This window comes from Virgibacillus ainsalahensis (assembly GCF_055380755.1).
Map to the genome: position 1 here is coordinate 1,280,761 of NZ_AP043943.1, position 26,833 is coordinate 1,307,593.

At 38.7% G+C, this 26,833-nt stretch carries 26 protein-coding genes; 19 read left to right on the top strand and 7 right to left on the bottom strand.

The genetic code is table 11. From position 1 onward, the window contains the following. Nucleotide 1 precedes the first annotated feature (1 nt). The 8 genes from cobA to ACZ427_RS06040 all read left to right on the top strand — a co-directional run bounded on the left by cobA (nt 2) and on the right by ACZ427_RS06040 (nt 8,474). On the top strand, nt 2–778 hold the full coding sequence (gene cobA, locus ACZ427_RS06005) for a uroporphyrinogen-III C-methyltransferase (protein ID WP_461179300.1): 777 nt from the start codon (nt 2–4) through the stop codon (nt 776–778). A gap of 15 nt (nt 779–793) precedes the next feature. After that, entirely contained in the window at nt 794–1,540 is a 747-nt protein-coding gene (locus tag ACZ427_RS06010; protein ID WP_461179299.1) for a sirohydrochlorin chelatase, read from the top strand. A gap of 51 nt (nt 1,541–1,591) precedes the next feature. Further along, nucleotides 1,592–2,221 carry an NAD(P)-binding protein gene (locus ACZ427_RS06015; protein ID WP_461179298.1) on the top strand — a complete coding sequence of 210 codons (630 nt, stop codon included), beginning with the start codon at nt 1,592–1,594 and terminating at the stop codon, nt 2,219–2,221. Continuing rightward, nucleotides 2,218–3,039 (top strand): uroporphyrinogen-III synthase, encoded by an 822-nt coding sequence (locus tag ACZ427_RS06020; protein WP_461179297.1) that lies wholly within the window; start codon nt 2,218–2,220, stop codon nt 3,037–3,039. Before ACZ427_RS06015 ends, ACZ427_RS06020 begins: the two co-directional genes overlap by 4 nt. Before the next feature lie 46 nt (nt 3,040–3,085). Beyond that, complete coding sequence (sat, locus tag ACZ427_RS06025) at nt 3,086–4,264, top strand: sulfate adenylyltransferase (protein ID WP_461179296.1); 1,179 nt, start codon at nt 3,086–3,088, stop codon at nt 4,262–4,264. 18 nt (nt 4,265–4,282) lie between these two features. Beyond that, nucleotides 4,283–6,061 carry an SLC13 family permease gene (locus tag ACZ427_RS06030; RefSeq protein WP_461179295.1) on the top strand — a complete coding sequence of 593 codons (1,779 nt, stop codon included), beginning with the start codon at nt 4,283–4,285 and terminating at the stop codon, nt 6,059–6,061. 10 nt (nt 6,062–6,071) lie between these two features. Beyond that, entirely contained in the window at nt 6,072–6,674 is a 603-nt protein-coding gene (gene cysC, locus ACZ427_RS06035) for an adenylyl-sulfate kinase (protein WP_461179294.1), read from the top strand. A gap of 189 nt (nt 6,675–6,863) precedes the next feature. Continuing rightward, nucleotides 6,864–8,474 carry a M20/M25/M40 family metallo-hydrolase gene (locus ACZ427_RS06040; protein ID WP_461179293.1) on the top strand — a complete coding sequence of 537 codons (1,611 nt, stop codon included), beginning with the start codon at nt 6,864–6,866 and terminating at the stop codon, nt 8,472–8,474. A 112-nt stretch (nt 8,475–8,586) separates the two neighbouring features. Here ACZ427_RS06040 and ACZ427_RS06045 read toward each other — a convergent pair whose 3' ends face one another. From ACZ427_RS06045 to ACZ427_RS06055, 3 genes are all read right to left on the bottom strand, one after another. Beyond that, the gene (locus tag ACZ427_RS06045) at nt 8,587–9,993 is read right to left on the bottom strand and encodes a Na+/H+ antiporter NhaC family protein (RefSeq protein ID WP_461179292.1); all 1,407 of its coding nucleotides are present in this window, start codon (nt 9,991–9,993) and stop codon (nt 8,587–8,589) included. Nucleotides 9,994–10,465: 472 nt separating this feature from the next. After that, entirely contained in the window at nt 10,466–11,866 is a 1,401-nt protein-coding gene (locus ACZ427_RS06050; protein WP_461179291.1) for an FAD-binding oxidoreductase, read from the bottom strand. Between the two features lie 196 nt (nt 11,867–12,062). After that, the gene (locus tag ACZ427_RS06055; RefSeq protein ID WP_461179290.1) at nt 12,063–12,857 is read right to left on the bottom strand and encodes an N-acetylmuramoyl-L-alanine amidase; all 795 of its coding nucleotides are present in this window, start codon (nt 12,855–12,857) and stop codon (nt 12,063–12,065) included. Between the two features lie 244 nt (nt 12,858–13,101). Between ACZ427_RS06055 and ACZ427_RS06060 the strand changes: the two genes are divergently transcribed. The 5 genes from ACZ427_RS06060 (at nt 13,102) to ACZ427_RS06080 (ending at nt 15,378) form a co-directional block, all read left to right on the top strand. Then, nucleotides 13,102–13,323, top strand: a complete 222-nt coding sequence (locus ACZ427_RS06060) for a spore coat protein (protein ID WP_461179289.1) — start codon at nt 13,102–13,104, stop codon at nt 13,321–13,323. A 219-nt stretch (nt 13,324–13,542) separates the two neighbouring features. Next, nucleotides 13,543–14,115: a spore coat protein gene (locus tag ACZ427_RS06065; RefSeq protein ID WP_461179288.1), complete on the top strand. Its 573-nt coding sequence runs from the start codon at nt 13,543–13,545 to the stop codon at nt 14,113–14,115. Between the two features lie 31 nt (nt 14,116–14,146). Beyond that, nucleotides 14,147–14,578, top strand: coding sequence for a spore coat protein (locus ACZ427_RS06070; RefSeq protein WP_461179287.1), 432 nt, complete (start codon nt 14,147–14,149; stop codon nt 14,576–14,578). Between the two features lie 182 nt (nt 14,579–14,760). Continuing rightward, nucleotides 14,761–15,153, top strand: coding sequence for a DUF2642 domain-containing protein (locus tag ACZ427_RS06075; RefSeq protein ID WP_461179286.1), 393 nt, complete (start codon nt 14,761–14,763; stop codon nt 15,151–15,153). A gap of 12 nt (nt 15,154–15,165) precedes the next feature. Then, nucleotides 15,166–15,378, top strand: coding sequence for a hypothetical protein (locus tag ACZ427_RS06080; protein WP_461179285.1), 213 nt, complete (start codon nt 15,166–15,168; stop codon nt 15,376–15,378). Here ACZ427_RS06080 and ACZ427_RS06085 read toward each other — a convergent pair. Next, nucleotides 15,366–15,638: a hypothetical protein gene (locus ACZ427_RS06085; protein ID WP_461179284.1), complete on the bottom strand. Its 273-nt coding sequence runs from the start codon at nt 15,636–15,638 to the stop codon at nt 15,366–15,368. The genes ACZ427_RS06080 and ACZ427_RS06085 overlap by 13 nt on opposite strands. Nucleotides 15,639–16,368: 730 nt before the next feature. Then, a complete protein-coding gene (locus ACZ427_RS06090) occupies nt 16,369–17,310 on the bottom strand; it encodes a Gfo/Idh/MocA family oxidoreductase (protein ID WP_461179283.1) in 942 nt (313 codons plus the stop codon). 133 nt (nt 17,311–17,443) lie between these two features. On the opposite strand from ACZ427_RS06090, the gene ACZ427_RS06095 reads away from it, so the two are divergent. The 3 genes from ACZ427_RS06095 to wecB are packed head-to-tail and all read left to right on the top strand — an operon-like array spanning nt 17,444 to nt 20,190. Then, the gene (locus ACZ427_RS06095) at nt 17,444–18,367 is read left to right on the top strand and encodes a glycosyltransferase family protein (protein WP_461179282.1); all 924 of its coding nucleotides are present in this window, start codon (nt 17,444–17,446) and stop codon (nt 18,365–18,367) included. A gap of 15 nt (nt 18,368–18,382) precedes the next feature. After that, nucleotides 18,383–19,063, top strand: a complete 681-nt coding sequence (locus tag ACZ427_RS06100; RefSeq protein ID WP_461179281.1) for an N-acetyltransferase — start codon at nt 18,383–18,385, stop codon at nt 19,061–19,063. A 50-nt stretch (nt 19,064–19,113) separates the two neighbouring features. Further along, nucleotides 19,114–20,190, top strand: coding sequence for a non-hydrolyzing UDP-N-acetylglucosamine 2-epimerase (wecB, locus tag ACZ427_RS06105; protein WP_461179280.1), 1,077 nt, complete (start codon nt 19,114–19,116; stop codon nt 20,188–20,190). 65 nt (nt 20,191–20,255) lie between these two features. Here the strand turns inward: wecB and ACZ427_RS06110 are convergent, their stop codons facing one another. Then, entirely contained in the window at nt 20,256–21,506 is a 1,251-nt protein-coding gene (locus tag ACZ427_RS06110) for a glycosyltransferase (protein WP_461179279.1), read from the bottom strand. Between the two features lie 47 nt (nt 21,507–21,553). Next, nucleotides 21,554–22,837 carry a D-glucuronyl C5-epimerase family protein gene (locus tag ACZ427_RS06115; protein ID WP_461179278.1) on the bottom strand — a complete coding sequence of 428 codons (1,284 nt, stop codon included), beginning with the start codon at nt 22,835–22,837 and terminating at the stop codon, nt 21,554–21,556. 218 nt (nt 22,838–23,055) lie between these two features. On the opposite strand from ACZ427_RS06115, the gene ACZ427_RS06120 reads away from it, so the two are divergent. From ACZ427_RS06120 to ACZ427_RS06130, 3 genes are all read left to right on the top strand, one after another. Continuing rightward, nucleotides 23,056–24,279, top strand: a complete 1,224-nt coding sequence (locus ACZ427_RS06120) for a glycosyltransferase (RefSeq protein ID WP_461179277.1) — start codon at nt 23,056–23,058, stop codon at nt 24,277–24,279. A 104-nt stretch (nt 24,280–24,383) separates the two neighbouring features. Continuing rightward, nucleotides 24,384–25,685: a nucleotide sugar dehydrogenase gene (locus tag ACZ427_RS06125; RefSeq protein ID WP_461179276.1), complete on the top strand. Its 1,302-nt coding sequence runs from the start codon at nt 24,384–24,386 to the stop codon at nt 25,683–25,685. Nucleotides 25,686–25,701: 16 nt separating this feature from the next. Next, on the top strand, nt 25,702–26,826 hold the full coding sequence (locus ACZ427_RS06130; protein WP_461179275.1) for a DegT/DnrJ/EryC1/StrS family aminotransferase: 1,125 nt from the start codon (nt 25,702–25,704) through the stop codon (nt 26,824–26,826). The last annotated feature ends 7 nt before the right edge of the window (nt 26,827–26,833 follow it).

The window sequence follows — 26,833 nt, forward strand, 5'->3', positions numbered from 1 at the left end:
GATGGGAAAGGTTTATTTAGTGGGAGCCGGTCCTGGTGATCCGGATTTGATTACGGTTAAAGGTTTAAAAGTAATCCAAGAGTCAGATGTTATTTTATATGATCGCCTGGTCAACGAAGAATTACTGAGTTATGCTCCTGGCGATGCCGAATTAATATTTTGCGGTAAGCGACCCGATTATCATTCGCTTACACAGGAAAAAATAAATGACTTACTCTGCAAATTTGCACAACAGGGAAAAGTTGTAACAAGACTAAAGGGCGGCGATCCGTTTATTTTTGGAAGAGGCGGGGAGGAAGCAGAAATATTGGCGCACAAAGGTATCCGCTATGAAATTGTCCCTGGAATCACTTCCGGTTCTGCAGCACCAGCATATGCAGGCATTCCATTAACTCACCGTGATTACAGCTCTTCGGTATCATTTGTCTCAGGAGTTAGCAAAAAAGGAGAATCAGCGGAAAAATACTGGGAAAATCTTGCCCAGGGATCCGATACGCTCTGTATCTATATGGGAGTAAAAAATCTACCCAATATCTGTGACAAACTTATCCGGTATGGCCGCAGTTCCAGTACGCCAATTGCTTTGATTCATTGGGGAACGACCGGGAAACAGCACACAGTTACCGGTACACTGGAAAATATGAGCGCTAAATCTGATGAATTTAAGAATCCATCGATGATTATTATCGGAGAGGTTGTTCGGCTAAGAGAGCATATTCAGTGGTTTGAAAGGACATTACACGAGAAAGAATTTATTGCTGAAGCTATTCTGGGATGATTGGAGGTAGAGAGAGTGCAAGGGATTCTATACGTCAGTCATGGGAGCCGTATTAAAGAAGCGACATCAGAAGCAATTGCATGTATCGATTCTGTAAGAAAGCAGGTCGATGTTGCACTTCAGGAAATCTGCTTCCTGGAACTTGCTGAACCAAATGTAGAACAGGGAATTGAGCGTCTGGCCAAACAAGGGGCTACGAGGATTTCCATTGTTCCTGTGCTTCTATTAAGCGCTGGGCATTACTTTAAAGATATACCAGAAGAAGTTGATAAGGCAAAAGTTAACTATCCAACTATTATCTTTACTTATGGTCAGCCATTGGGCGTACAGGATCGTTTCACAACTGTCCTGGCAGAACGAATCAAAGAAACTGGAGTCCACATCAATCAGGATGCAAGGATTTTACTTGTGGGCCGGGGAAGCCGTAATCCTCAAACGAAGGTAGATATAGAAAATATTGGAGGTAAATTACAGGAACGAATGAATATTCCTGTAGATGTTTGTTATCTCGCTGCCTGCGAGCCTTCTTTTGAACACGGTCTTCTTTCCGCTTTAAAAGATGGTTCTTCCCAAGTTTTCATCGCTCCTTATTTATGGTTTACAGGCGTACTTATGCAACATGTTGAAAGGAAAATAAGTACGGTAACTCAGAGAGAGAAAGAAATTATCGTATGCGGGCAACTTGGTGACCACCCTGTAATGCAGGCAGCACTACAGGAACGTGTCTATGAATCTTATAAGCGTAGAACGATAAGTGCTTGAACAACTACTATAACGCAAAAGAAATTTGCTTGAGTTAAAGGATGTCGGAATGTGGCAATAACACCTCTCATGATTGAATTAAATGAACAGCATGTAATTATTGTCGGTGGTGGTCGTGTCGCAGAACGACGAGTCCATAGCCTTTTAAATAGTGGGGCTGCCATTACGGTCATTAGTCCAACAATTAAAGAAGGAATTGAATCCGAATGGAAAAAAGGACGATTGCACTGGAAACAGAAATACGTGGAAGCAAAAGATCTTGCGGATGCATTCCTGGTTATTGTTGCTACAGATGATCAGATGGTGAATCAGGAAGTTATTCACGCATCACCACGAAATTCTCTAATAAATGCTGCAGCAGATGCAGACAAGGGAAATGTAGAGTTCCCTTCCTTTTTCAGGCGTGGAAAGTTGTTGATCAGTATTTCCACTAGTGGAGCAAGTCCACAGCTTTCTGCAGCAATTAAAAATGAATTACAAACCGTTTATGACGGGAACTATGAGAGTTATATAGATTTTTTGTATGAAAGCCGAAAGCTTATTAAACATTCATCACTTGATAAAGCGCATCAAAAGCTATTGCTAAAGGAACTGCTGTCTGAAACCTTTTTAGAAAAAGATAAACAGAACGAAGCAATTGAATGGTTCAGGAATTTAGCAGAAAGAGGTGAGGCGATATGACAGGCTTGGAGGGAAAAAGGATTGGAGTTGCGGCAACCCGCAGTGCAGATGTGATTACGAAACTTATTGAAAATAATGATGGTATATCCAATGTTTTCTCTATACAGGGAGAACAGATTCTAAATAAAAAAACGAGCGAAGAAGATGTTTTTAATCTTTTATCTAATTCGTTTGATCTTATCCTTCTAACAACAGGAATTGGCGCTCAAACACTAGAGGAGGCAGCACATCATACCGATTGCTTCCCTTCATTTATTCATAGACTGAAGGACACAAATCTGGCTGTGCGTGGCAGCAAAACGATGAATTGGTTGAAAAAACATTCCTTACAAGCCACCTTTGTTTCAAAAGACGGAACGATGAGTGATTTGTTGGATTCTCTTGCTGTTCTAAAACCAAGTAAACAGGTATTTTTACAAGCTTATAATCAGGATGACGTGACACTAAAGAATAAACTTGAAAATCTGGGACACAAGGTTTATCTGTCAAAGCCTTACCAGTATAAAGCGCCCAAACCTGAAATCTTAGAGGAATTAAAACAAAATATTATCAACAAATCCCTGGATGCAGTAATTTTTACTAGTAAAACGCAAGTACAAAACCTTTTCGGCCAGTACAGTGAAACGAAAGAGATGGCCGATGCATTTAATGATAACATTTTGGCAGTTGCTGTCGGAAAAGTAACGGCATCGGAGCTGGAGCAAAATGGGGTAAGTAATGTATTTCATCCAGCCAATCCGAAAATGGGAGCAATGGTTATTGAACTTGTGCAGTATTACGATTCACTGATGGGTTCCCAATCCATCCTTGATCGCTGATTGATATTTATTGTCAGAGAAATAACGATGATACGGAGGTTTTACGATGACATTGGTTAAACAAAGTGAAACAGAAACAATTTTGCCACATGGAGGAGAACTTGTACAACGTGAATTATCTGGATCACACAGAGAATTCTATCTCAATAAGATAGATTCCTATCCATCATTCCAATTGGATGCCTGGAATTTATCCGACTTGGAACTCATTGCCATCGGTGGTTTCAGTCCGTTGAATGGCTTTATGGGAGAGAAGGATTATACGCGTGTTATTGAGGAAATGCGGCTGGAGGATGGAACAATCTGGAGTATTCCAATTACTCTTCCGGTAACCGAGGAGAAGGCGGCATCATATGCCATTGGTTCAACGATAGCACTCATAGGAGAGGACGGTGTCGCCTATGGTGTGCTGGAATTGAAAGAAAAATTCACCTATGACAAGGAAAAAGAAGCTAAACTCGTTTATGGAACAAAAGATCAGGAGCATCCGGGTGTAAAAAAGATTTATGAAAAAGGTGATGTTTATCTTGCCGGCCCGATTTATTTGCTGAATCGCCCGAGTCATGATAATTTTAAGGATTTTTATCTCGATCCTTCAGAAACAAGGGAAATGTTTGCAGACTTAGGCTGGAAAACAGTTGTCGGTTTTCAGACACGTAATCCTGTTCACCGTGCACATGAATATATTCAAAAATCTGCACTTGAGTCTGTGGATGGGTTATTATTAAATCCTTTGGTTGGTGAAACAAAGTCAGATGATATTTCTGCAGAGATTCGGATGGAAAGTTATCAAGTCATTCTAAAGAACTATTATCCTGCCGATCGTACACGTCTAGTTATCTATCCTGCAGCAATGCGCTATGCTGGCCCAAAAGAAGCTATTTTGCATGCAATTGTTCGTAAAAACTATGGTTGCACACATTTTATTGTCGGTCGCGATCATGCAGGTGTGGGGGATTATTATGGCACGTATGAAGCACAGGAATTAATTTCACAGGTCGAGACCGAAATCGGTATACAGATATTCAAATTTGAACATGCGTTTTATTGCACCAAATGTGAGAATATGGGTACTGAAAAGACTTGTCCCCATGACAAGGAGTTTCATGTTCATCTTAGTGGAACCAAAGTACGTAAGAAGCTTCGCAATGGGGAGGAGCTGCCGAAAGAATTTTCCCGTCCGGAAGTGGCGGCAGTGCTTAGGAAAGGTTTGAAAGAAAATTAACCAAGGGGATGTTTCCCCATGTCGTTTGAGATGCTATTTGTTTTAGTCATGATTACGATTATGTTAGGCGGGCTGCTACTTGAGGTGGCCCGGCCTGATATTATTATTTTTTCCGTACTATCGGTTTTTTTGATATCGGGAATACTAACCCCGGGAGAAGCCTTGAGTGGATTTTCCAATGAAGGGATGCTTACCATTGCACTCTTGTTTATTGTGGCAGGGGCGGTACAGAAAAGTGGAATCATAGATGAGCTGATGAAATCCTGGCTTGACAAGAGTAATAGCTTGTTGGGGTCCATGGTACGTTTTTTTGTACCTACATCCCTTTTATCTGGTTTTTTAAACAACACACCAATTGTCGTAACGTTTACACCCGTGATTAAAAAATGGTGTGAGGAACATGGCATTGCACCATCGAAATTTTTAATTCCTTTGTCATATGTCACGATTTTAGGTGGAACGATTACCTTGATGGGAACATCTACAAACCTGGTAGTACATGGTATGTTACTTGACTATGGGTATAAGGGTTTTTCGATATTTCAGTTGGCTATCATTGGGATCCCCATTACAATAGCGGGTCTAATTTATATTTTTACGATTGGCTATAAATTATTGCCGGAACATAAGGGATTTCAGCAACAGGTGAAATCGGACTCTAAAGAATACATTGCGGAATTAATCGTTGAAGCTACCTTTCCTCATATCGATCAAAGTGTGGAGCAGGCAGGTTTGCGAGAGTTGAAAGGCTTGTATTTAATTGAAATCATCCGTGGGGAAGAACGTATATCTCCCGTTCGTTCTACAACTGTTATCCAAAAAAGGGACCGATTAATTTTTACCGGATTAATGTCCACGCTTACAGATGTACAAATGACGAAAGGATTGAGGTTGCGAACAGGTACAAATCTGGAAATTGATGAGCTGAAAAATGGCAACACGCAAATTGTGGAAGCTGTCGTGTCCCATCAATCATCCTTACTTTCAAAATCCGTTAAACAAACACGGTTCAGATCAAAGTATGATGCTGGTGTGATAGCTGTTCACCGGAAAAACGAACGAATAAAGAGCAAAATCGGTGATATTATCTTTAAACCCGGAGACACGTTACTATTACTTGCCGGGAGGGATTTTGTCGAAAAGTATCAACAGTCGAATGATTTCTATGTACTCACATCTCTGGATACACCTGAATCTTTAAAACGTAATCCGGTCAAAGGCTGGTTTACTATCGTTATATTTTTAACAATGATTCTCCTGGTCACTTTTGGAGTGTTTAGTATGTTTAAAGCTATGGCGACGGCAGTGGTTCTATTATTAGTAACCAAAGTAATTACGGCAGAGGAAGCCAAAGGATATATTCATTTCCATATATTGCTTCTCATTGCCAGTTCCTTTGGGGTCGGGATTGCAATGACGAAAACAGGCCTTGCCCAATGGATTGCCAATGGTCTATTGGTCATTGGGGAACCGCTTGGATTGTTTATGATCCTGACATTGATATATCTACTAACAAATATTTTTACCGAATTAATTACAAACAGTGCAGCGGCTGTATTAATGATTCCAATTGGGCTGGAAATGGCTGGTGATCTGCAATTAGATCCAATGGGATTCGCCGTTACAATTGCTATTGCATCATCCGCCAGTTTCATTACGCCAATCGGCTACCAGACCAATCTGATCGTTTACGGCCCCGGAGGATATAAGTTTAGCGATTATATAAAAATTGGAACACCACTCAGTTTGATTGTTATGGCAATCACTGTCACGATTGTTTACTATTGGTGGTTTTAGGAGGAAAAATATGGGGAGTTCAACAAATATTGTTTGGCATGAATCCAATGTTACGAAAAAGGATAGACAAAATTTTAATAACCATAAAAGTGCAGCTTTATGGTTTACAGGCTTATCCGGATCAGGAAAATCCACTCTTTCTGTGGCCTTAGAGAAAAGGCTTCATGAACTTGGAATACACACGTACCGTTTGGATGGAGATAATGTACGTCATGGCCTGAATAAAAATTTAGGCTTTAGCCCTGAAGATCGGACAGAGAATATTCGACGTATTGGGGAAGTGGCAAATCTCATGGTTGACGCAGGATTAGTGACCCTGACCGCATTTATATCCCCCTATAGGGAAGACCGGGATAACGCACGGAAATTACTTGAGAAAAAGGAATTCATCGAAGTCTATGTGAAAAGCAGTGTGGAAGCATGCGAATCGCGTGATCCAAAGGGGTTATATAAAAAGGCACGTGCTGGAGAAATCAAAGGATTTACGGGTATTGATGCACCATATGAAGAACCGGCCAACCCGGAAATTACCGTGGACACGGAAAAACAATCATTGAAAGAATCAGTTGAAGAAATCGTGACGTATTTAAAAGAGGAAAAATATATTGATTAATCGCTGCAAGGAAATATAGAGGAACCGGTCTTGAATCGGTTCCTCTTTTACATGGAAGAAATGTAAAGTTTTACTATGGTTTTGCCGGTGTGCCAAGATTCAATATAAAATACCAGTAAAGTAAAAAAATTAATGATAATTAATTATTAGCTGATATACTAAGGGTACATAAATAGGGGGGATGAATGAATGAGTCAATGTAGATGGGGGACGCCCGATGAGCTGCGCACACTGCTTTCAGAAATGGTCAGTTGGAAAAGTATGACGTTATCGGAGGGGGAGCGACAATTTCCGATGAAACTGCAGGCAAAATTGCAGGATCTCATCTATTTTCAGAAATTTCCGGAAAACCTCGCTCTTCATGATGCTGATTTAAGAAGAAAGTTCTTAACTGCACTCTATAAACATCCGGAAGCGACAGAAACGATTTGTTTGATCAGTCATTTTGATACAGTAAATACGGAGGAATATGGAGACTTCGAACCACTCGCCACACAGCCTGAGGAACTGACAAGGGTATTACAGGAAAGAAAAGATGAATTAACAAAGGATGTACTTAAAGATTTAGAGTCAAATGAATACTTATTCGGCCGTGGTACAATGGACATGAAAATGGGATTGGTCATGCATATGTATTTAATTGAAAAAGCGAGTATTGAAAACTGGCCGATTAATCTATTGCTTTTAACGGTTCCAGATGAAGAAGTAAATTCTTCTGGAATGAGATATGCTGTACCAAAACTGCTTGATATGCAGAAAGATTATGGTCTGCGGTACAAATTATTTTTAAATAGTGAGCCTGTTTTCACCCAGGAACCTAAAGACGTGGAGCATTACATTTATTCTGGTTCAATGGGGAAAATCATGCCGGCAGCACTTTTCTATGGAAAGGAAACACATGCAGGAGAGCCATTGAGTGGAATGACATCTCCTTATCTTGCTTCATTTCTGACAAGGGAAATGGAATGGAATGATCTCTTTCAGGAAACAGTTTTGGGTGAAACAACACCATTGCCAATAACATTACAACAAAATGATTTAAGAGCGGAGTATTCAACACAGACACCATACCGTTCAGCAGCATTGTATAATATCTTTTCAATGAAGCGCGAGGCTGCGGAAGTCTTCGATCTTTTTGAGCGTGTGGCGAATGATGCTGCTGATAAATGCAATGAAGATTACTACCAGGTTTGCAACAAATATAACGTTGAACCGATAGGAAAGGTAAAAGTAATCCGGTATAAAGACCTACTAAATTATGCGACAAATAAATTAGGTAGTGAATTTGTTGAAGCGGTGAAAGCCGATATTCAATTTCATGAAGAATGGGATGAACGTGAAAAGTCACTTCGAATTACGGATAAATTGATGATCCAGTGTCAAGAATTAGCACCAGCAATCATCATTTTATTAGCACCACCTTTTTATCCTGCAGTGAGTTCTACAGGAAACGAGCTTGTCGAAGCCTGTACGGATTTTGTTGTCAGAAAGGCAAAAGAAGATTATAATCTGGACATGAAACGGATTCACTATTTTAATGGACTTTGTGATTTAAGCTATGTCAATTATGCCGGCAGTAATCGTGGTTGGGCATCATTTGAGGAAAATACGCCTGTATGGGGGGACAGTTATACCATTCCCTTCAAAGAAATGCGTCAGTTAAATGCACCTGTTTTAAACATTGGTCCATACGGAAAAGATGCACATAAACGCACAGAACGTCTTCATATTAAGAATGCCTTTGAAGAAGTCCCGGCAATTGTGGAAGAGATGATTCAGATGATAGCAACAGTTAAGTAAAATACTCGTATTTTGATTGTTAAAGAGCCTGTTTTTTGAAAGAATAGCCAAAATACAGGCTCTTTATTTAGTGACATGAGGTCATAGGTCTTGAGTTGTTTACATTGACTTACTAAAAAATTAAAGTTATCCCTGTGTATAATAATGTTGCGATTCCGGCTGCAATGATAGCTGGCTTAAATTTGAAACGTGCATAATCAACGACGGAAAGGTCGAGAATCTTCGCCAGCGTGTTTGTATCATCACTTAACGGTGAAGCAAAAGCTCCAAATGAGCCGCAAGCAAAAACAGCTCCAATCATCATGGGGAGAGAAATGTCTGCAACCGTGGATAGTGACACGCCAAGAGGCATTAATATCCCCCAAGTTCCCCATGCTGATCCAATGAAATAAGAAACAAAGGAGCCAAATACAAACATCAGTGGAAGAATGAAAACTTGAGGAATCCACTGCATATGCGCTGTCACAAAGCTTGAAAAACCCAAATCCTCAGTGACAGACGACAACCCCCATATAATGGATAATAAGACAATAACCTCCATAAGCTCGTTTCCACCAGTAATGAAATGTTTAATTAACTTTTTTAGCTTAAATCTTTGAACAAGAAAAAAAACGGCAGAAAGTATTAACGTAATTAGAAGTGCTACAACCATTGCCTGCATGACATCCGCATTAATAAACGCTGCCCAGATGGCCCCGGTTTCCTGATAACCATCCCACCATGTCAAGAACAGTGTCAACACGATAATCAGTATAATAGGAAGGAGCAGATTCCATGGCTTTTTCGGAAACTCTTCGGAAACGGCATGTTTACCACTGCGAACCTCCTCTGTATCCGCTTTATCTTCTTTGATTTCGGTTGGAGAATCGGAATCCGACCTATTAAAGAAACTTAAATAAATACCTAGCAAAATAATTACAATTGCAAAGAAATTAAAAGGAATGCTTTGGATGAACAAGGAATATGAATCCTCTGTGTTTCCAGTATTCGTAATTGACATTTGGATAACAGAAACCATATACCCTACAAAAGCGGTGGCTACTGGAATTAACGCAATTACTGGAGTGGCTGTTGTTTCAATAACAAATCCAAGTTCTTTTGTCGACATTTTCATCTTTTTTAATAAAGCCTTCATGATCGGGGCAATTGTAACAAAACGAAAAGTTGGAGCGCTGAACGTACCAATTGTAGAAATGTAGGTAAGCACTAACGCATCTTTTGTTGTATCTATTTTTTCTGAAGCGGTTTCCACAAAACCTTTGATCCCACCGGTCATTTTTATCATGCCGATAAGTCCAGAGAATACATACAAAAAGACAATAATCTTTATATTATTTTCATCAATCAATGCCTGAACGATATAGTGTAACATTGTTTGCATACCGCCAATAACAGATGGCGTGACAAGGTAAGAACCTGCTATAAGGCCCAATATGAGTCCAGGCAGGACTTGTCTTGTCAACATAGCAATGGGGATTACGATTAAAAAGGGAATGATGGATATCCAGCCTGCTTCCATATGGTATATCACCTATTCTGATAAGGGTATTATTAGGCTCTATCCAGACAAGGATTTTATACATCGCTTCTAAAATATGTTTAGAGCGGTTTCGATAAATAAAATTCTCCTGTGATGGTAGGTGAAAGCGGCATGGGGTTATCCTCCTGCAAATCAACTAATGATGGTGTAATACTTCTAAATAAACAACCGCATTTCCAGCTGAAAATGCGGCCAAAATCTATGAAAAAGTATTTGTGTAATGCTGTTTCTATAAAGATTTGGGTCTGCGATTACTCGTCCCAAGATTTGTTTCTTTTGATACAAAAATAATATAGTAAGACATAACTTGAAATGAAGGTTGATGCTTGTCTCCGCAGCAGAAATCAGCATAGCAGGTATGTCGTATTTTCAACTGCGACGTTAAACAGTAACAAAATTTACCAAAAAATCCTTGTATAAAAAACAAGCATGTTATCCGTATCTCTTACTTTTATCTGTCTATCTGATCTTGCTTTATTTTGAAAATTTTATTTGGGTTAAGCAAACCTTTCGGGTCGATGGCCTGTTTGATTTTTTCCATGACAAGGAGGGCGTCCCCATGTTCTTCTTTCTGATATCGCTGTTTTCCGATACCAACACCATGTTCTCCAGTACAGGTCCCACCTCGTGCGAGTGCATATTCGACGATTTGTTCATTTAATTGTTTTGCTCTTTCAATCTCTGAAGGATCCTCTATATTAAGCATTAGAAGTACATGATAGTTTCCATCACCTACATGACCGGTTATCCCGCCAGGAAGCTCCAGTTGATCAACTGCTCTTCTGGCATGATGAATGGCTCCGGCAAGTTCGGAAATTGGAAGGCAAACATCCGTTACCATTAACTTTCTGCCGGGATTACTGTGGACATAGGCATAAGCCAAGTTATGCCTTGCTTCCCATAGTTTGTTCCGCGCCAGCGTCTCTGTTTCAAATTGGATCTCCAGACAATTGAAGTCTTTCATGATTTCTTCAGTAAATTCCACATCTTCTTTTAGTCCCGCTTCATTTCCGTGAAATTCCAGGAATAAGGTCGGTACTTCTTTATAGCTAGTATCACTAAATTGATTGACTTGCTTCATTGATGGCTTATCAACAATTTCCATCCTGGCAATAGGGATGCCTGCCTGCAGGACTGCAACGACTGCTTCAACCGCATCATCTACCGTGGTGTAAGAAGCTCGTGCAGCTGAGATATGCTCGGGAATACCATAAACTTTCAGTGTTAATTCAGTAATACATCCTAACGTGCCTTCAGAGCCTACAAAAATACCGTTCAAATGATAACCTGAAGACGACTTTTGAGCCAGGCTGCCAGTATGTATAATTGTGCCATCTGCCAACACAACTTCCATATCGCGGATATTATCGCGCATAATACCATGTTTGACAGATAATGTTCCACTGGCATTGGTTGCTGCCATTCCGCCAAGTGTCGCATCCGCCCCGGGATCAACCGGGAAGAATAATCCATATTTCTTCAGCTCTTTATTAAGCTGGGTACGCGTCACTCCTGGTTGTACTTTTACAAGGAAATCCTTTTCTTTGACTTCCAGTACATTGTTCATCAAGGAAAAATCAATACTAATTCCATTATCAACAGGGACGACATGACCTTCCAGACCTGACCCTAACCCAAATGGTGTTACTGGAACATGATAGTTGTCCGCTATTTTCACAATTTCGCTAACTTCTTCAGTGTTTTGTGGAAATACAACCACATCTGGCAGAATTGGTGTGTGATAGGATTCATCTTTACTGTGCTGCTGAAGAATAGTAGTATTTTCACTGACCTGGCTTTCTTGCAATAATTTTTTTAATTCAACTATAGCGAGTTGTACAGCTTCATTCATCTTGTTCTCCCCCTGACAAGAATTTATTTATTGTTTCCACTTCGTTCTGATCCACTCTCTGATACCCTCAGTATACCATATTTAAAGAAAAGGACGCCGATTCCCAACATCCTTTTCTCTTCCATCTAAACCAATGGCTTTTTTAACGCAGCAACCTGTGACGTTTATCTTTAAAATACCAGTGTAATGTTCGTTACTATTCTTCTATAATATATGCATCTTCAACCCCAGCCTTTTTCACCTCTTCCAAGTAATTTTCTGCATTCGGTTTGTTTTCAAAAGCCCCCGCTTGAACACGATGCCATGTATCACCAGATACGGATAATGTGTATACAAAAGCTGAAATACCCTCAGACTCAAGGTGAGAAACTCGGCGTTCGGCGTTTGTTCTTTTCTGAAAAGATCCAGCAATTACCTTATAAAGTAAGCTTGATGTTGATTTTTTCTCAAGATTAAAGGCACGCTCCAGACCATTTACATGACCACGGGCGACCCTTTGGCGATAAGCGGAATCAGCCAATTTAGCTGCATCACCGCTATGATCAATAAAACCATTTTCCGTTAATAACGCTGACATTGTTGATTCCCTTAATACATGAAAGTTGGCTTTTTTCTTGCCGCGATTCCTTAATTCATTTACATCCATAATTTCACCATGTAGGATATTCCGGTATTTTGCAGTCTGAGATGAATCAGATAATCCACTATAAATATAATCCTCATACCCTTGTGCTGAACCATTAAAAGAATTGCAATGAATAGATAGAAAATAATCCGCGTTCCAAGCATTTGCTTCATTCGTTCGTTGATTTAAACTTTTAGAAGTGTCCGTAGTTCTGCTCATATTCACTTCCACGTCATTATATTCACTATTGAGGATGTCGTGGATCCGTAATGCAATATCCAGAACAATGTTTTTTTCCTGCAAGCCGTTTCCAGTAGCGCCAGTATCATTCCCGCCATGTCCCGGATCCAGATACAACTTAAACATTATTCCACCTCCATTTTTTGTATGATGCATTTTATGTAGGAACACATAAATAATGGCGGTGTTTGTCCGAATACTGGAAAAATGGCTCTTGTCTTGTAGGATATACATGAATAATCATTCAAGTTATATACCTGGAATTGAATTATAGAACCAATTATTGTAAATAGCATAGACAACTACATAGTCAAATAGGGGGTCCTTACCATAGGATAAAATATATTTATAGAAAGCAGGTGAAATGTATATGAGTGATTCATCTAATAAAAAGACAGACATGGTTCCTGATAAGGTCGTCGAACTAATGATTAGTAATATATTTAAAAAGAATGGTGTAAAACCCGAAGAAATGAAAAAGAATTTACCGGATGACCAGAAACAAATGCTAAAAGAAGTAGTCGAGGACTTGAGGAAACAGGTCGAACAATTCAATAATGGAGAGAAAAACACAAGAAAATCAAGTGAATAGAAAATCTATTAAAGAAAACACCCAGTCATAGGTGTTTTCTTTATTTTTAATCAAAGTTGATAATCTAGTGAATGTGTACAATCTTACTAGCCAAAAAATCCATAGATTATTCTATATCCAAAAGAAAGGGGTGTTAATATGACGTCATACAGACGTTTCGATACTGCTCATTCTTTTAGCAGAAAACGAAACTTTTATTATAAAGGTGGGCAACATCGGATGCAAGAATGTTATTCCAATCCTGTAGCCGAGTTCGACAAAAAACACCACAGCTATTGTGGTAGGGATTGTGATAACGAATGCACGTGTGAGAAAGAATACAGTAATAAATACAGTTGTGGATGTGACAATGACTGCACATGTGACCAGGAAGACGAATATAGCAACGATTATTTTGATTTCTCAGATAGTAACAATGATGCGACTGTACTGCAAGAAGGAGATCAATACTCTTTTATGGATCAAGAATCAGCCGAGCTAATATGGGTGAAAGAATCCTGTAATATAACTGTTAACTCAACGGACACACAAGCTGGAATTTCACTCCAGGCAGGTTTGCAACTAGCGATTTCGTTGGTCCTAAACATCAGCATTGGAGATACAAATCGAAGTGAAGCTGTGTCGCAAGAGTTATTGCAAAACTTTAACGCAAGTCAAACAAACAAACAAAAGATTTTCATCTGTAATACAAAAGACGCCAATGTAACCACTACGGACACAGATTTGACAGTTAATATTCAAGTTCTGTTGCAATTACTGTTGGCATTGGTAGTATTGGTTGATATTTTATAAGTCAAAAAAAGCTGAAAAAGAGGTGAATAATGTGACGAAATTTAAAGAATGGAGAGCGTTGGATCATTGCGATGACAATGAACAAAGTGATGCGGACGTTAATCAAGATGGGGAACAGTCAGTAATCAGTCAGCAAGAATCAGATGAATGGATTATCATTAAGGATTCTGAGGATATCGATGTTATCACAACCGACAGGCAAGCAGCGGTATCCTTACAAGTAGGCATTCAGGCCGCAATCGCAGCTGTCATTAGTATTACCATTGCAGATGGAAACCGGGCTGATCAGATAGTGCAAGACCTCAGGCAAGTTACCAACACAAGACAGAGCAATCGTCAAAAGACCATTATAGAACAGTCGAAGGATGTTGAGATAACCACAATAGATACGGATATAGCAATTAATATCCAGTTGTTACTTCAAGTGCTAGTTGCGATTGTACTCAGTCTTGACGTTCTTTAATAAATGGTTGAAGGGGGAATTCCAAAATCTTTGCGCAGGTAGAAGTGATTGGATGATTAGTTAAACACCCCCTCCTCCTCCCAGCTTTTGGGGGGAATTGAAATGGAACTATCGTAATCTGGTTCCACTTTTAAAACATTAAAAGAACCGTTAAATAAATTTCATAGAAAGGATGAATACAGTTGGCAAATTTAACAGAACGCCAGAGAAATTTATTAAGACTGGTAAATCAAATGTCACAAAACTTAGTTACTAATAATGCTGATAGCAATGGAATAAGTAAGAATATTTCAATTGACTTACCGGGATTTGATTTCGATGCAGGAGCCAATTTAGGCCTTGGTGAAGGAACAGAAACACCACCATCAGAAGTTCCAGGAACGCCGGGGACTCCTACAACACTTAGAGATGTGTTATTATCTTTAGTCAATGAACAAGTGGAAGTTACTACACCTTTTGGTACTGTAACTGGCACATTACTCAGCGTAAGAGACGATTATATCGTTATTGTTGAAGCTACTGGAGATCAAGTACTGGTTCGGATTGAAAGCATTGAATTAGTCAATGATTTGTAAGGGGGGATTTAGATGTTTGAAGAGACTTTTGCTGCCGAACTAGCCACACGTATTGGTTCAAACGTGGAGGTAGTTACTGATAACAATATGATAGAAGGACTGCTATCAACCGTGACTCCGGATCTGGTTCTGGTAATTGAGGTTACCGGTGGTTATGGGGACAATGCGAAACTATATATATCTGTAGACGCTATCAACTTTGTCCGTTTTCCTCAAGCAGCGTAGAAGATAGCTTTAAAATCTTGCCTATTGGAAGAGCAGTAAGACAAACAAAACATCACCCTGGTAGAAGCCAGGGTGATGTTTTGTTCTGAGATAAAAATCAACATGGCGGCTAAGAGCATGCCGCCACCATCTATAATAAAAACAGCTAATTTAACCAGAAGGCTGTCCTCTAAAATCTTGAGACTACGATCACTCATCCCATCAAAAAGACCCGGAACTGCGATTACTCGTCCCACCAAAAGATCTGTTGCTTTTGACATAAAAGATATAAAAGACGACGTAACTGCTGGGTTGATTTCCGCTGCGGACCGTTGCTTTTTAGCGGGCACGGCTTCAGCCTCGGGCCAACACGATGTTGGTCACATAGGCGTTGCCCCAAATGTTTTCGGTGGGACGAGTAATCGCAGTCCCAGGACGGGGCGTTCTTAGCCTATGTTCTTTAATTCACCGCTGCGGGGTCTTCAGACACGTGCTGTTCCCGCTGGAGTCAACGGTCCGCAGCGAAAATCAACTATCTTAAAAGTGCATAACTATTACGTGACTTAAATCAAACAATAAATGCGATAAGTTGCAGTGCACAATCCAGCGAAGGAAATACACGAAGACTCCAGCTTAGAAAGCGAAGACGCCTGAGACCCCACAGCGAGCGAGTAATCGCACCAACCATAAATTCAAGTTACGTCGTCTTTTATATTAACTGCGACGTTAATGAACAACAAAATTTAGCTAAAGAGCCAGTCGGAATAAGGTATAATTTTGGTGTTCAAAGCGCGCCCCTCGAGCTTTGTTCTGCAGTTGTAGCTTTTCGCCAACTCTCTAGTAGTAGTTAGTTTGAACTTATAACGGTATGAAAGTTTACTCTTTCTTAGTTAATTGCCGACAACGCAAATAAAACCCAACTATAAAGTAGGGTTTTATCTATAATCTTCTGCAGTGGATGGCTAAATATATAATAATTTTACTTGCTTAACATATACATAATGAATGAAGCTAATTTTCATGGATTCTGATGGTCTCGCTAATTTTATTGGTTATATGGAGTATTTTTATTCCGTCTTCTCCTGTGACAGAAGGTTCGCTTTCGGACGTAATACATTTTATAAAATCTAATAATTGAACACGTAGTGGCTGTATCGAATCATCGACTTGAATTGTTTGCGTTACTGGTACTTGAATTTTACTTGTAGCTTCCGTAATGAAGCGTGTTATTTTAATTTCCCTATTTAAAATATCAGCATCCATAAACGTATCTTCTGTAAGGATTTGAATATTTCGCACGTTTCTGTTTGATTTAAAGCTTGCTGTCAACTGCGCGGTTACTCCTTGCGAAGATCTTGCAATAACTGCAGCGTGTTTTGGCGTTTTTTCAATGACCTTTCCAAGCGCAAAGAATTCTGCGATGGTATCGTTAAGAAGTGCTTGCAAAATGTAAAGGTCATGAATCATTAGGTCCTTTACAACGTCAACATGTTTGATCCTTTCCCTATATGGGCTCATTCTATGAAAAACTACTCCAATAATATTTTCATTTTTCACTTCTTTTATCAGGGTCTGAATGAATGGATTAAAAAGTTCAATATGGCCAACTTGAAGTTTAACTCCTGATTCACGAGCTTTTAATATCAAATCTTCAGCCTCATCAACTGTGCTCGTAATTGGCTTTTCCATCAACATGTGGACATTGTGCTTTATACAGGCCAAGCCGATATCATAGTGAAATTCAGTCGGCACTGCAATGCTCACTGCATCAACCGATTGAAGGAGATCATCAATTGATTGAAACTGTTTAACTTTATACTTTTTAGCAATCCGATCCCTTTTATTCTCATCATTATCGTATATACCCACAAGCTGGCAATAATCTTGCATCGATAAGTATGTTCGTACATGGTTTTCTCCCATATTTCCTGTCCCAATCACACCGACGTTCATAAAATATCTCCTCACTCTTTATCAAATACTAATTTATTCTATGCGCCAGTTAAGAATCGAGGTAGACTTTCATAATGAAAAAAACAAATTTGGCGTTTGTCTACTAGAAATTATAGAAGGGAGAGGTGAAAGTGTGGTACATGTATTGTTTATAGCTGAAGATACATCTGGCCAGTTGAATAAAAACTTTCATTATTTGGAGCAGGAACTTTCAAATGCGGTGAATGTCATGTTGTGGAGAAAACCAGGTCATATCAATTATATTTTGAAGCAATTGCCTGCCCGGCCGGACTTTATATTGTTGTTAAATGATATGGGGCACCAAATCAGTCCGATGATTAAAGGTCTTGCTCATACGGGTATACCATCAGGTCTTTTTGTAAACGATGTTCATCGGCTTACAAAACAAAGGAAAAGCTATATTGAGAAAAATAATATCTCGTATATCTTCACGATTGTGCGCAACAAATTTTTAAAAACATATCCGGAGTTCAAACATAAAATGGAATGGTTTCCTCATTTCGTTAATACAGAGTTATATAAGGATTATGATCTTAAAAAGGATATCAATTTATTAATGATGGGAGCGGTAAATCATTTTTATCCTTTAAGGAGACAAATTTTAAAATCATATAAAGGAGATAGGCATTTCGTCTATCACAGACACCCGGGTTACCGGAATTTTAGTGAAACAGAAGAAAGGCAACATTTTATTGGTCAGACATATGCCAAGGAAATAAACCGTGCAAAAATTTTTTTCACTTGTCCATCTGTCCTGAATTATCCTGTCACAAAATATTTTGAGGTGCTTGCCTGCAAGACGCTTCTTCTTGCTCCGGCTTTTGAAGAACTGGAGGACCTTGGGTTTATTCCGGGTGTTCATTTTGTATCGATAGATGAAAACAATTTTAAAGAAAAGGCTGCATATTATTTAAAGAATGAAAGAGAAAGACAGAAAATAGCTGAACAAGGCTATTATTTTATTCATCAAAAACATACCTCTAAACAACGAACAGATCAGCTTGTAAAAAAGATAGAAAACATACTTCAAAAGTAAGAAGGAGGTTTTTAGTTGTCTAATGTTCCTGAAAGTACACGACTAGGGAATCACGTAGTCATCGAAAAGGATGTTACGCTTGGGGAAAATGTAGTAATTGGTCATAACACAATTATCTTGGAAGGGACCGAGATTGAAGGGGATGTTATTATTGGTTGCAACTGTGTCTTAGGAATTAAGCCGGCCGCCAATAAGAGGATACGTAAGAGTGTTAAGTTTGAGGATTCCTTACTTATTGAATCAGGTACCAGAATTGGAAGTTTAGCTTCTATTTATTCAGGTACAAAAATCGGAAAAGATGTATTTATTGGGGATCATGCAAGTATTAGGGAGAATGTATCCATAGATGAAAAAACCGTGATAGGAAGAGCAGCTATTGTTGAATTAAACAGCCGGATAGGGAAAAACTGTACCGTTCAAACACTGGCATATGTAACCGGTGATACAACCTTGGAGGATGAAGTTTTTATTGGTCCATGTGTATCCATGTCTAATGATAAGTATATGGGAGCTCACGACTATTCTTTAAAGGGACCGTATATAAAAAAGGGGGCGAAGATCGGAAATAATGCTTCCCTGTTGCCAGGTATCTCAATTGGTAATAACACTATTGTGGGTGCAGGGGCAGTAGTTACAAAAAATTTAGCAGATAATATCGTTGCTTCAGGAGTACCGGCTAGAAAGATTAATGGTTAATTGTTGTTGAAGTGCTTATGGTAAATCAGATATGTAAAGGAGCAATGGTGGTGAAGATCCTAACTGTTGTTGGAGCAAGGCCGCAATTTATTAAAGCTTCCATGCTATCAAGGTTATTTCAGAAAGATAGGAACATAGAAGAAATATTGGTACACACAGGTCAGCATTATGATGTAAATATGTCTGATGTTTTCTTTAAACAGTTGCAAATTCCGAAACCTGATTATAACTTGGGAGTCGGATCCGGATCCCATGGAAAACAAACAGCCAGGATGCTATCGGAAATCGAAAGCCTCTTAATGAAAGAGAAGCCGGATGTTGTACTTGTCTATGGTGATACCAATTCTACGCTTGCAGGCAGCTTGGCAGCCTCCAAGCTTCATGTACCGGTTGCGCATGTCGAGTCCGGTTTGCGCAGTTTTAATAAAAAAATGCCCGAAGAGTTGAACCGTCTGTTAACGGATCATCTTTCTGACTGGTTATTTTGCCCAACGGATACCGCAGTTGCAAATTTGAAAAAAGAGGGTATAGAGAAGGGGGTTCATTTAACAGGAGATATTATGTTTGACGCAATTCTTCATTATAAATCGGCTGCACTGAAGCACTCCACGCTTCTTTCCAGGCTGAATCTTCCAGTAAAAGATTATTATCTTGCTACCATTCATAGAGCAGAAAACACGGATAATATCAACAGACTTACAAATCTTTTAACCGTATTGTCCCAACTGGATCGAACCGTAGTATTGCCTCTGCATCCACGGACGAAAATTAAAATTGAACAATGGAAATTAGCGCACTTTTTGTCAGCATCCCATATTCATCTTGTTGAACCTTTGGATTATTTCGATATGCTCACCTTGGAAAGTCAGGCGAAGATGATTTTAACCGATTCCGGCGGTGTCCAAAAAGAGGCTTATATGCTCCGAATCCCATGTATCACATTGCGGGATGAAACAGAGTGGGTGGAGACTGTTCATGCAAAATGGAACACCCTTGCAGGTGCTTCAGATCATCAAAAAATTTTAAGGGAGATATCAGTAACAAAAGAACCTGCTACGTATCCGGCGCTTTTTGGGGAGGGTAAAACTTCAGACAAAATTTATAAGGTATTATCCAGTGAATTGTAAGTTTACTTGTTGTGAAATAGTAAAACCAGTGTGCTCCTGGAGCGCACTGGTGATTTGAAATATCTTTATAAAAGAAACCGGTTTGTATTGTCATTTAATAATGATTCATATATCATCAATAATCTTTCCTCCATTTTTTCCCAGTTATACAGCTTCTCCATTACACTTCTTGCATTTTTACTCATTTGTTTCAGTTTTTCTTTATTATTATTTAAATAAAGAAATGCACTTGCATAGTCTCCTGCCGTCGCTTTCATTTTATTAATGACAAGTCCGCAGTGATGCGTTCTAATAAATTCCTCCATTTCATGACATTTATTAACAACAACCGGAACGCCACTGTTTAAATAACTAAAGAATTTGTTTGGCAATGCATAAGAACGGTTGAGCGAGTGATTTAAATCATCAAAGTCAATCCAGCCGATATCCACATCCTTCATATGTTTTGAAATGGAATGGTAATCAACCCAGCCAGTTAACGTAACATTGTTTTTTATAGTATTTGGAAGGGACAGGGAATGTCCGTGCAAAACGCCACCAATTATTTTGAAGTTGAAGCCAGTTTGTTTGGAGCAACTTTCAGTAATTTTAAATATTTTGTCCCTGCTTCCTTTTTTGTTATCTGCCACATGTCCTTCATAACAGACGGTTAGTGTTGTATCTTCATAACTTTTAGGTTTGAAATTTTTATCCAGGGGCGGGGAGTTGTAAATGATTTCAACTGGAAGTAGTGGATTTTTTGATAGATACCAGGATTTGATGGAATGAGAAACAGTAATAAGCTGATCAATTTCCTTAATCATAACATCTGATAAATTTAACATTGCTGATTTATATGATTTAGATATGCTGCTGTTATCCAGAGGGTCGGGAATAAGATCATGACTATCATAGATTAATTTTACTTCTTTATTTTGTCTTTGCTTCATCATTCTCTTGATGCCAATACCTGCATACAATGATGCTAATTCATGGGCATGATAAATATCTGCATTCTCTTTCAACCCAAGTTGTGTTAATGGGTTTCTGAACGTGTAATGACTGCCGGAATTCATATGGCTCTGCATCTCGAAGGGAGAAGGTTTAAATTCCTCTAGATTATAGGTGATTATTTTTATTCCTTCATGAAAAAAAGTTTGTTTTAAAAAACGGTCGGCAAAAGGTTTTTTGTCAATGTCAAATAGTTTTCCTTTTATTCTCGGTACAATCATTGTTACATCGTAGTCGTTTTTCTGTAAGGCTTTGGCTTCTTTTTTAAAGATTCTCGAGTCCAAAAAGGAATGGGTGTGTACCAGCATACATACTTTCTTCTTCATTTTTATCCTCCATCATAATTACTAGGTATGGCTCTTGGCACTGTAATCTATTTCTTATTGTATGGATCCATTTCTAACCCTTTATATAGCGGGTTATCTTTCCATGAATCTACGTATTTTTTCCATTTGTTCATATAATTTAACAGTCGTTTATCTTTTGTGATTTTATAGAATTCTTCAAGCCTGTTAATGTGTATAAAATGATAAACATTATGCCACTTGGAACCAAATTGCTTAAAGGTAGTTGGCGTTGCAAGGGCATTTAAATGCTTCCATGGTATTTTTATCTTTATAAGGTTTTCTCCTTTTTGGATAGGAGTATCGTCCAGCTGTATATATTTTCTGGAATGTTTATTCATTTTTGGAGAATACATTGGTTCAAGTAATGATATTCTCAAGCTACTTCTGTTATTACTGACGATTCTGAGCACCACTTCATTTTCCTCAGGATATGAAAACCTGCTTAGTAATACATGTAGTCGTGCTTCGTGATTTTTTGTAAAAGTCTTTTTTTCCCTTTGAATGACAGAGTCAGCATCAATATAATTTGCATAATTTCTCTTTGAATCAATGAGTGATTCGAAAGTTCCTTCCCCGGGTACATTTACATTGACTCCCTGCAGCTCAACATCACCTCGGGAAGCGTTAATCTTAAGAATGGTACTTCCGTTGAGTGTATATCTGGAATTAGAAAAAAGCGGGGCATCATATAAAGGAAGCAAGCGGCATACTGTATTTAAATTTTCACGCCAAAATAGAGTTGCATCATCATCCTGTAATAAATCAGCATAATTTTTAATAGAAGATATTGCTGATAACCACCCATTCAAAACATAACCATTAGGAGACATCGGGTATTCTTGAATACTTGGGCCTTTTGAGGAATAGTGGAAGACACCACCCTCTGAAAACGGGATTTTTAAGCTATTGTAAATACTTTTGGCTGCCTCTTTGTATTTGCCTGTTTTGGTAGAAACATATAATTGTGCCATCACTTCTGCATAATAAGCTTGGGTTAAACCTGAATAATAATCTTTGCTCGTTGAGTTAAAAAAAGAGTCCGATTTATACCAAAAAACAAGAGAATTTTTAAATTGCTCCATTCTCCGGATGGCTGCATCTGCTACCTTTATTGCAGCTTTTTGATAAATAATATCTTTTGTTTTTTTGTATTGAAACAGATAGTCCCTTATAACATAAATGCCGTAAATTGGATGGCAGGCGACCGTATCTCCCAAATCCTTTCCAGGATACCCATCGTCCATGAATGTGACTTTATACCTGTGTTTGCTAACAGTTTCTAAGCGCGTCGTAAAGTTAGGCATTTTCATGCGATTTTCCCTCCTCCCTGAAGCATTTTCTGCATCTTATTCAAACAAATCATGGGAGTGAGGGCGGGCTTATATGATTAAGTCTAGTTCAATGAAAAAGGAGTTTTCCCACATATTAATTAAACTTTATTTATATAATACTTTAGTAACTCTAAAGGCAGACGTGAGCAACGAACAATTGAATTACCTTAAAGGGTGAATTTCAGGGAGGAAACAGGATGGATAAAAGTGTTTGTTTTTTACTGACAGAACATCCTTTTTTAGATGCCCGCATCTTTAAAAAAGAGGCGAAAAGTTTATTAAAGCTTGGGTTCAAGATTACAATGATTGTACCGAGAAAAAAAGGTTATTTGTTTGATGTAGATGGCAGTCCTTTTCGTAACAGTTTTCTCTCAGAGGAATTCATGTATGAGGGAATTAAAGTAATTACGTATGAACAGATGCATCCTGAAAAAGAGATCAAAAACCTCCTCCATAATCTTCGTACCAAAAAACACACGCGTTTCATTGATCCGCTGACACAGCTTGGTATTGCGGAAAATGCTGATTTCTATCATGCCCATGAATTCTTCTCTCTCTATTCGGGAATTGGCATCAAACGTGCTTTAGCCTCAGAGGGAAAACACTGTAAATTGATCTATGATAGCCACGAATTAGAACCTGATCCCCTTGTTAATCAACCCAAAAATACAATGAAAATAAAAGAGCAAATGCTCCGGTATATGTTAGTGGAATTGGACTATGTCATAACCGTTTCAGAATCAATCAAATCATGGTATCGCGCATTAGATCCGAAGCTTCCCGTAGAAGTGATCTATAATTCTCCCCCATTAACTCCCGAGTATAAACCTGGGCAAGGGGGAGGTCGGGAACTTGTTATCGCATATGAGGGCGCAATGCATCAAAAGAGAACGAATTTCCGGAAGTTGATAGACATAGCGGAAATGTGCAATGAGAAATTCAAACTCAAATTTATACTAATTGGTGGTAGTAAAGCCTCGAAAAATGAACTTAACATCCCTTTTCATCTAAAAGATAAGGTCATACATACAGGGTGGGTCAGCTATAATTCTATCCCTCAAGTAATGAAAGATGTTGATCTAGGATGGGTGGATCTCGATGCTGAGAATTCCATGAATAACCGTTTTGCCATGCCGAATAAGTTCTTTAGTTACTTGAATAATGGTGTGCCTGTTCTGGCAAATCAATGTCAAGATATAGAAAAATTTATTCAAATATATAAATGTGGGTCTATTGTCAAAAAATTAAGAGCCACCGCAGAGGATTATTTCCAAGCACTCATTTATCTTCACTCCAATCGAGATAAAATCAGAGAAATGAGCGTTAATGCCCGTAAGGTTATGGAAGTACAATTCAGCTGGGAGCACATGGAGAAGAAGCTGTACAACGTTTATGAACAACTAGCCAACACGAGGGAATAGGCTTTATTTCTTTTTTAAAATCGTTAAAGCGTACAGTCATTTTGCATATATCAACATAGATTATGAATTATATATCTTAATTATCACAGGAATGAGGTTGATTCATGTTGATAGAACAAAGTACGCAACTACCAGCTGTGTCTGTTGTTGGTCTTGGAAAAATAGGGCTTACTTTAGCGGCTGTATTTGCCAATAATGGATGTAATGTCATCGGTGCAGATGTTGATAAAAACGTCGTAGAGACTGTCAATCAAGGAAAATCACATGTAAAAAATGAACCTGGTTTAGATCAACTGGTCTCGAGTGCTCATCGAAATAAAACGTTATCTGCTACGACGGTTACTTCTGAAGCTGCAGCAAAATCAGATATAATCGTTGTTATTGTTCCGGTTCTAGTCGATGATCAGAACGACATAGATTATCAATTTATAGATAGGGCAGTGAAAGATATTGCAAAAGGGATAAAAAAAGGTTCTTTGGTCATTTTTGAAACAACGCTCCCACCGGGGGACACGAGAGACAGGTTCGGAAAAAAAATAGAAGAAATTTCTGGTCTGAGTCTGGGGGAAGATTTCTATCTCGCTTACAGTCCTGAAAGAGTTTACTCGAATCGGATTCTTCAGGATCTGCAAAATTATCATAAAGTAGTTGGAGGCATAAATAAGGAGAGCCTTGAATTGGCATCCAGTTTTTATAAAAAAGTATTGGGCTGTGAATTAATTGAAGTAAGTTCTTTAGAAACCGCTGAGTTCTCAAAGGTGGCAGAGTGTGTCTATCGTGATGTAAATATTGCTCTTGCAAACGAACTCGCCCGGTTTGCCGAAGAAAATAATGTCAATATGTCCGAAGTAACTGCAGCAAGTAACAGTCAGCCCTATTCTCATATCCATTCTCCAGGCATTGGCGTTGGGGGCCATTGTATACCAATCTATCCCTATTTTTTCATAAATAAAGGGTTAAAAAAGGGACTGATCCCCATGTCAAGAAAAATTAATGATGATATGGCCAATCATGCCATTTCAAAAATTGAAAAGGGCATAGGATCTATAAAGGGGAAAAATATTCTTATTTTAGGATTGTCTTATAGAGAAAATGTCAAAGAACCAACGAAATCCACTGCTCTGTTGTTAATTGACCAGCTTAAGAAAAAACAAGCAAACCTTTTTGTAAACGATCCAATGTTTGCCGACAGTGAAATAAGGAAATATGGCGTTCGTTCGTTATCTATCAATGATCCATTCGTATCCGAAATTGATGTGGTTATTCTACAGGCTTTTCATGAAGAATACAGCAGTATGGATTTCAGCCATTTCAGTAACTGCGAGATGGTTTTAGACGGAAGAAATAAATTAAATAAACATGAAATATCGAAGCTGGGTATGAAGTATGAAGGAATAGGAAAATAAAGGGGGGGAGAATAAAATGTCAAATAACAAATTTCACCAGATACCAATGGTTGATTTAAAAGAAGAATTAAAGTTAATAAGGGCCCCCATATTAGAAATGATAATGGAAGTCCTGGACAGCGGGGATTATATTTTGGGGGAAAAAGGAGAAAAAGTGGCGAAGCTGGTAGCTGAATATGTGGGAGCTTCTTATGGAGTAGGTGTAGCGAACGGCACGGATGCCCTACAATTGTCATTAAGGGCGTTGGACATTGGTCCCGGTGATGAAGTGATTACTACACCATTTACTTTTTTTGCTACTGGCGAAGCAATTGCACAAACAGGCGCTCAACCGATTTTCGTTGATATCGAAGAAGAAACATATAATATTGATCCTTCTAAGATTGAAGAGGCAATCACTCACCATACAAAAGCAATCCTTGTCGTGCATTTATATGGCAAAGGTGCTAATATGGATAAAATAATGAAAATCGCCAACACACATAATTTGAGGGTCATAGAAGATGCTTGTCAAGCAATCGGAACCGAATATGAGGGGCAAAGAGTTGGGTCAATCGGGGATATAGGCTGTTTTTCCTTCTTTCCATCAAAAAACCTTGGTGCTTTTGGAGACGCCGGGCTGGTGGTAACCAACCAAAAAAACCTTTATGAAAAACTCAATCAACTCCGGAATCATGGCAGTGAAAAGAAATACCATCATTCATCAATCGGGATGAATAGCAGGCTTGATGAATTTCAAGCAGCAATATTGCTTGTTAAATTATATTATTTAGACATTTTCCTGCATAAACGGAAAGAAGTCGCCAGAAGGTATACAGAAAACTTAAACAATCTTTTAAAAACTCCGCCTGTCTCCACAGAACGGGAGCACACTTTTCATCAATACTGTATTGAATCAGATAAAAGGGATGAACTGGCTTCAGCACTAAAAAATAATGGCATTGCTTCGGCCATTTATTATCCTATTCCATTACACTTGCAGCAAGCTTTTGATTATCTTCCTTATAAGAAGGGAGATTTCCCAATTGCAGAAAAAACAGCAGAATGCGTACTGGCACTCCCTATTTTTCCGATGTTATCTTTTCAACAACAAGACCATATCATCGCCACAATAAAAAGATTTTTGAAGAGCAATGGATGAGAAGATA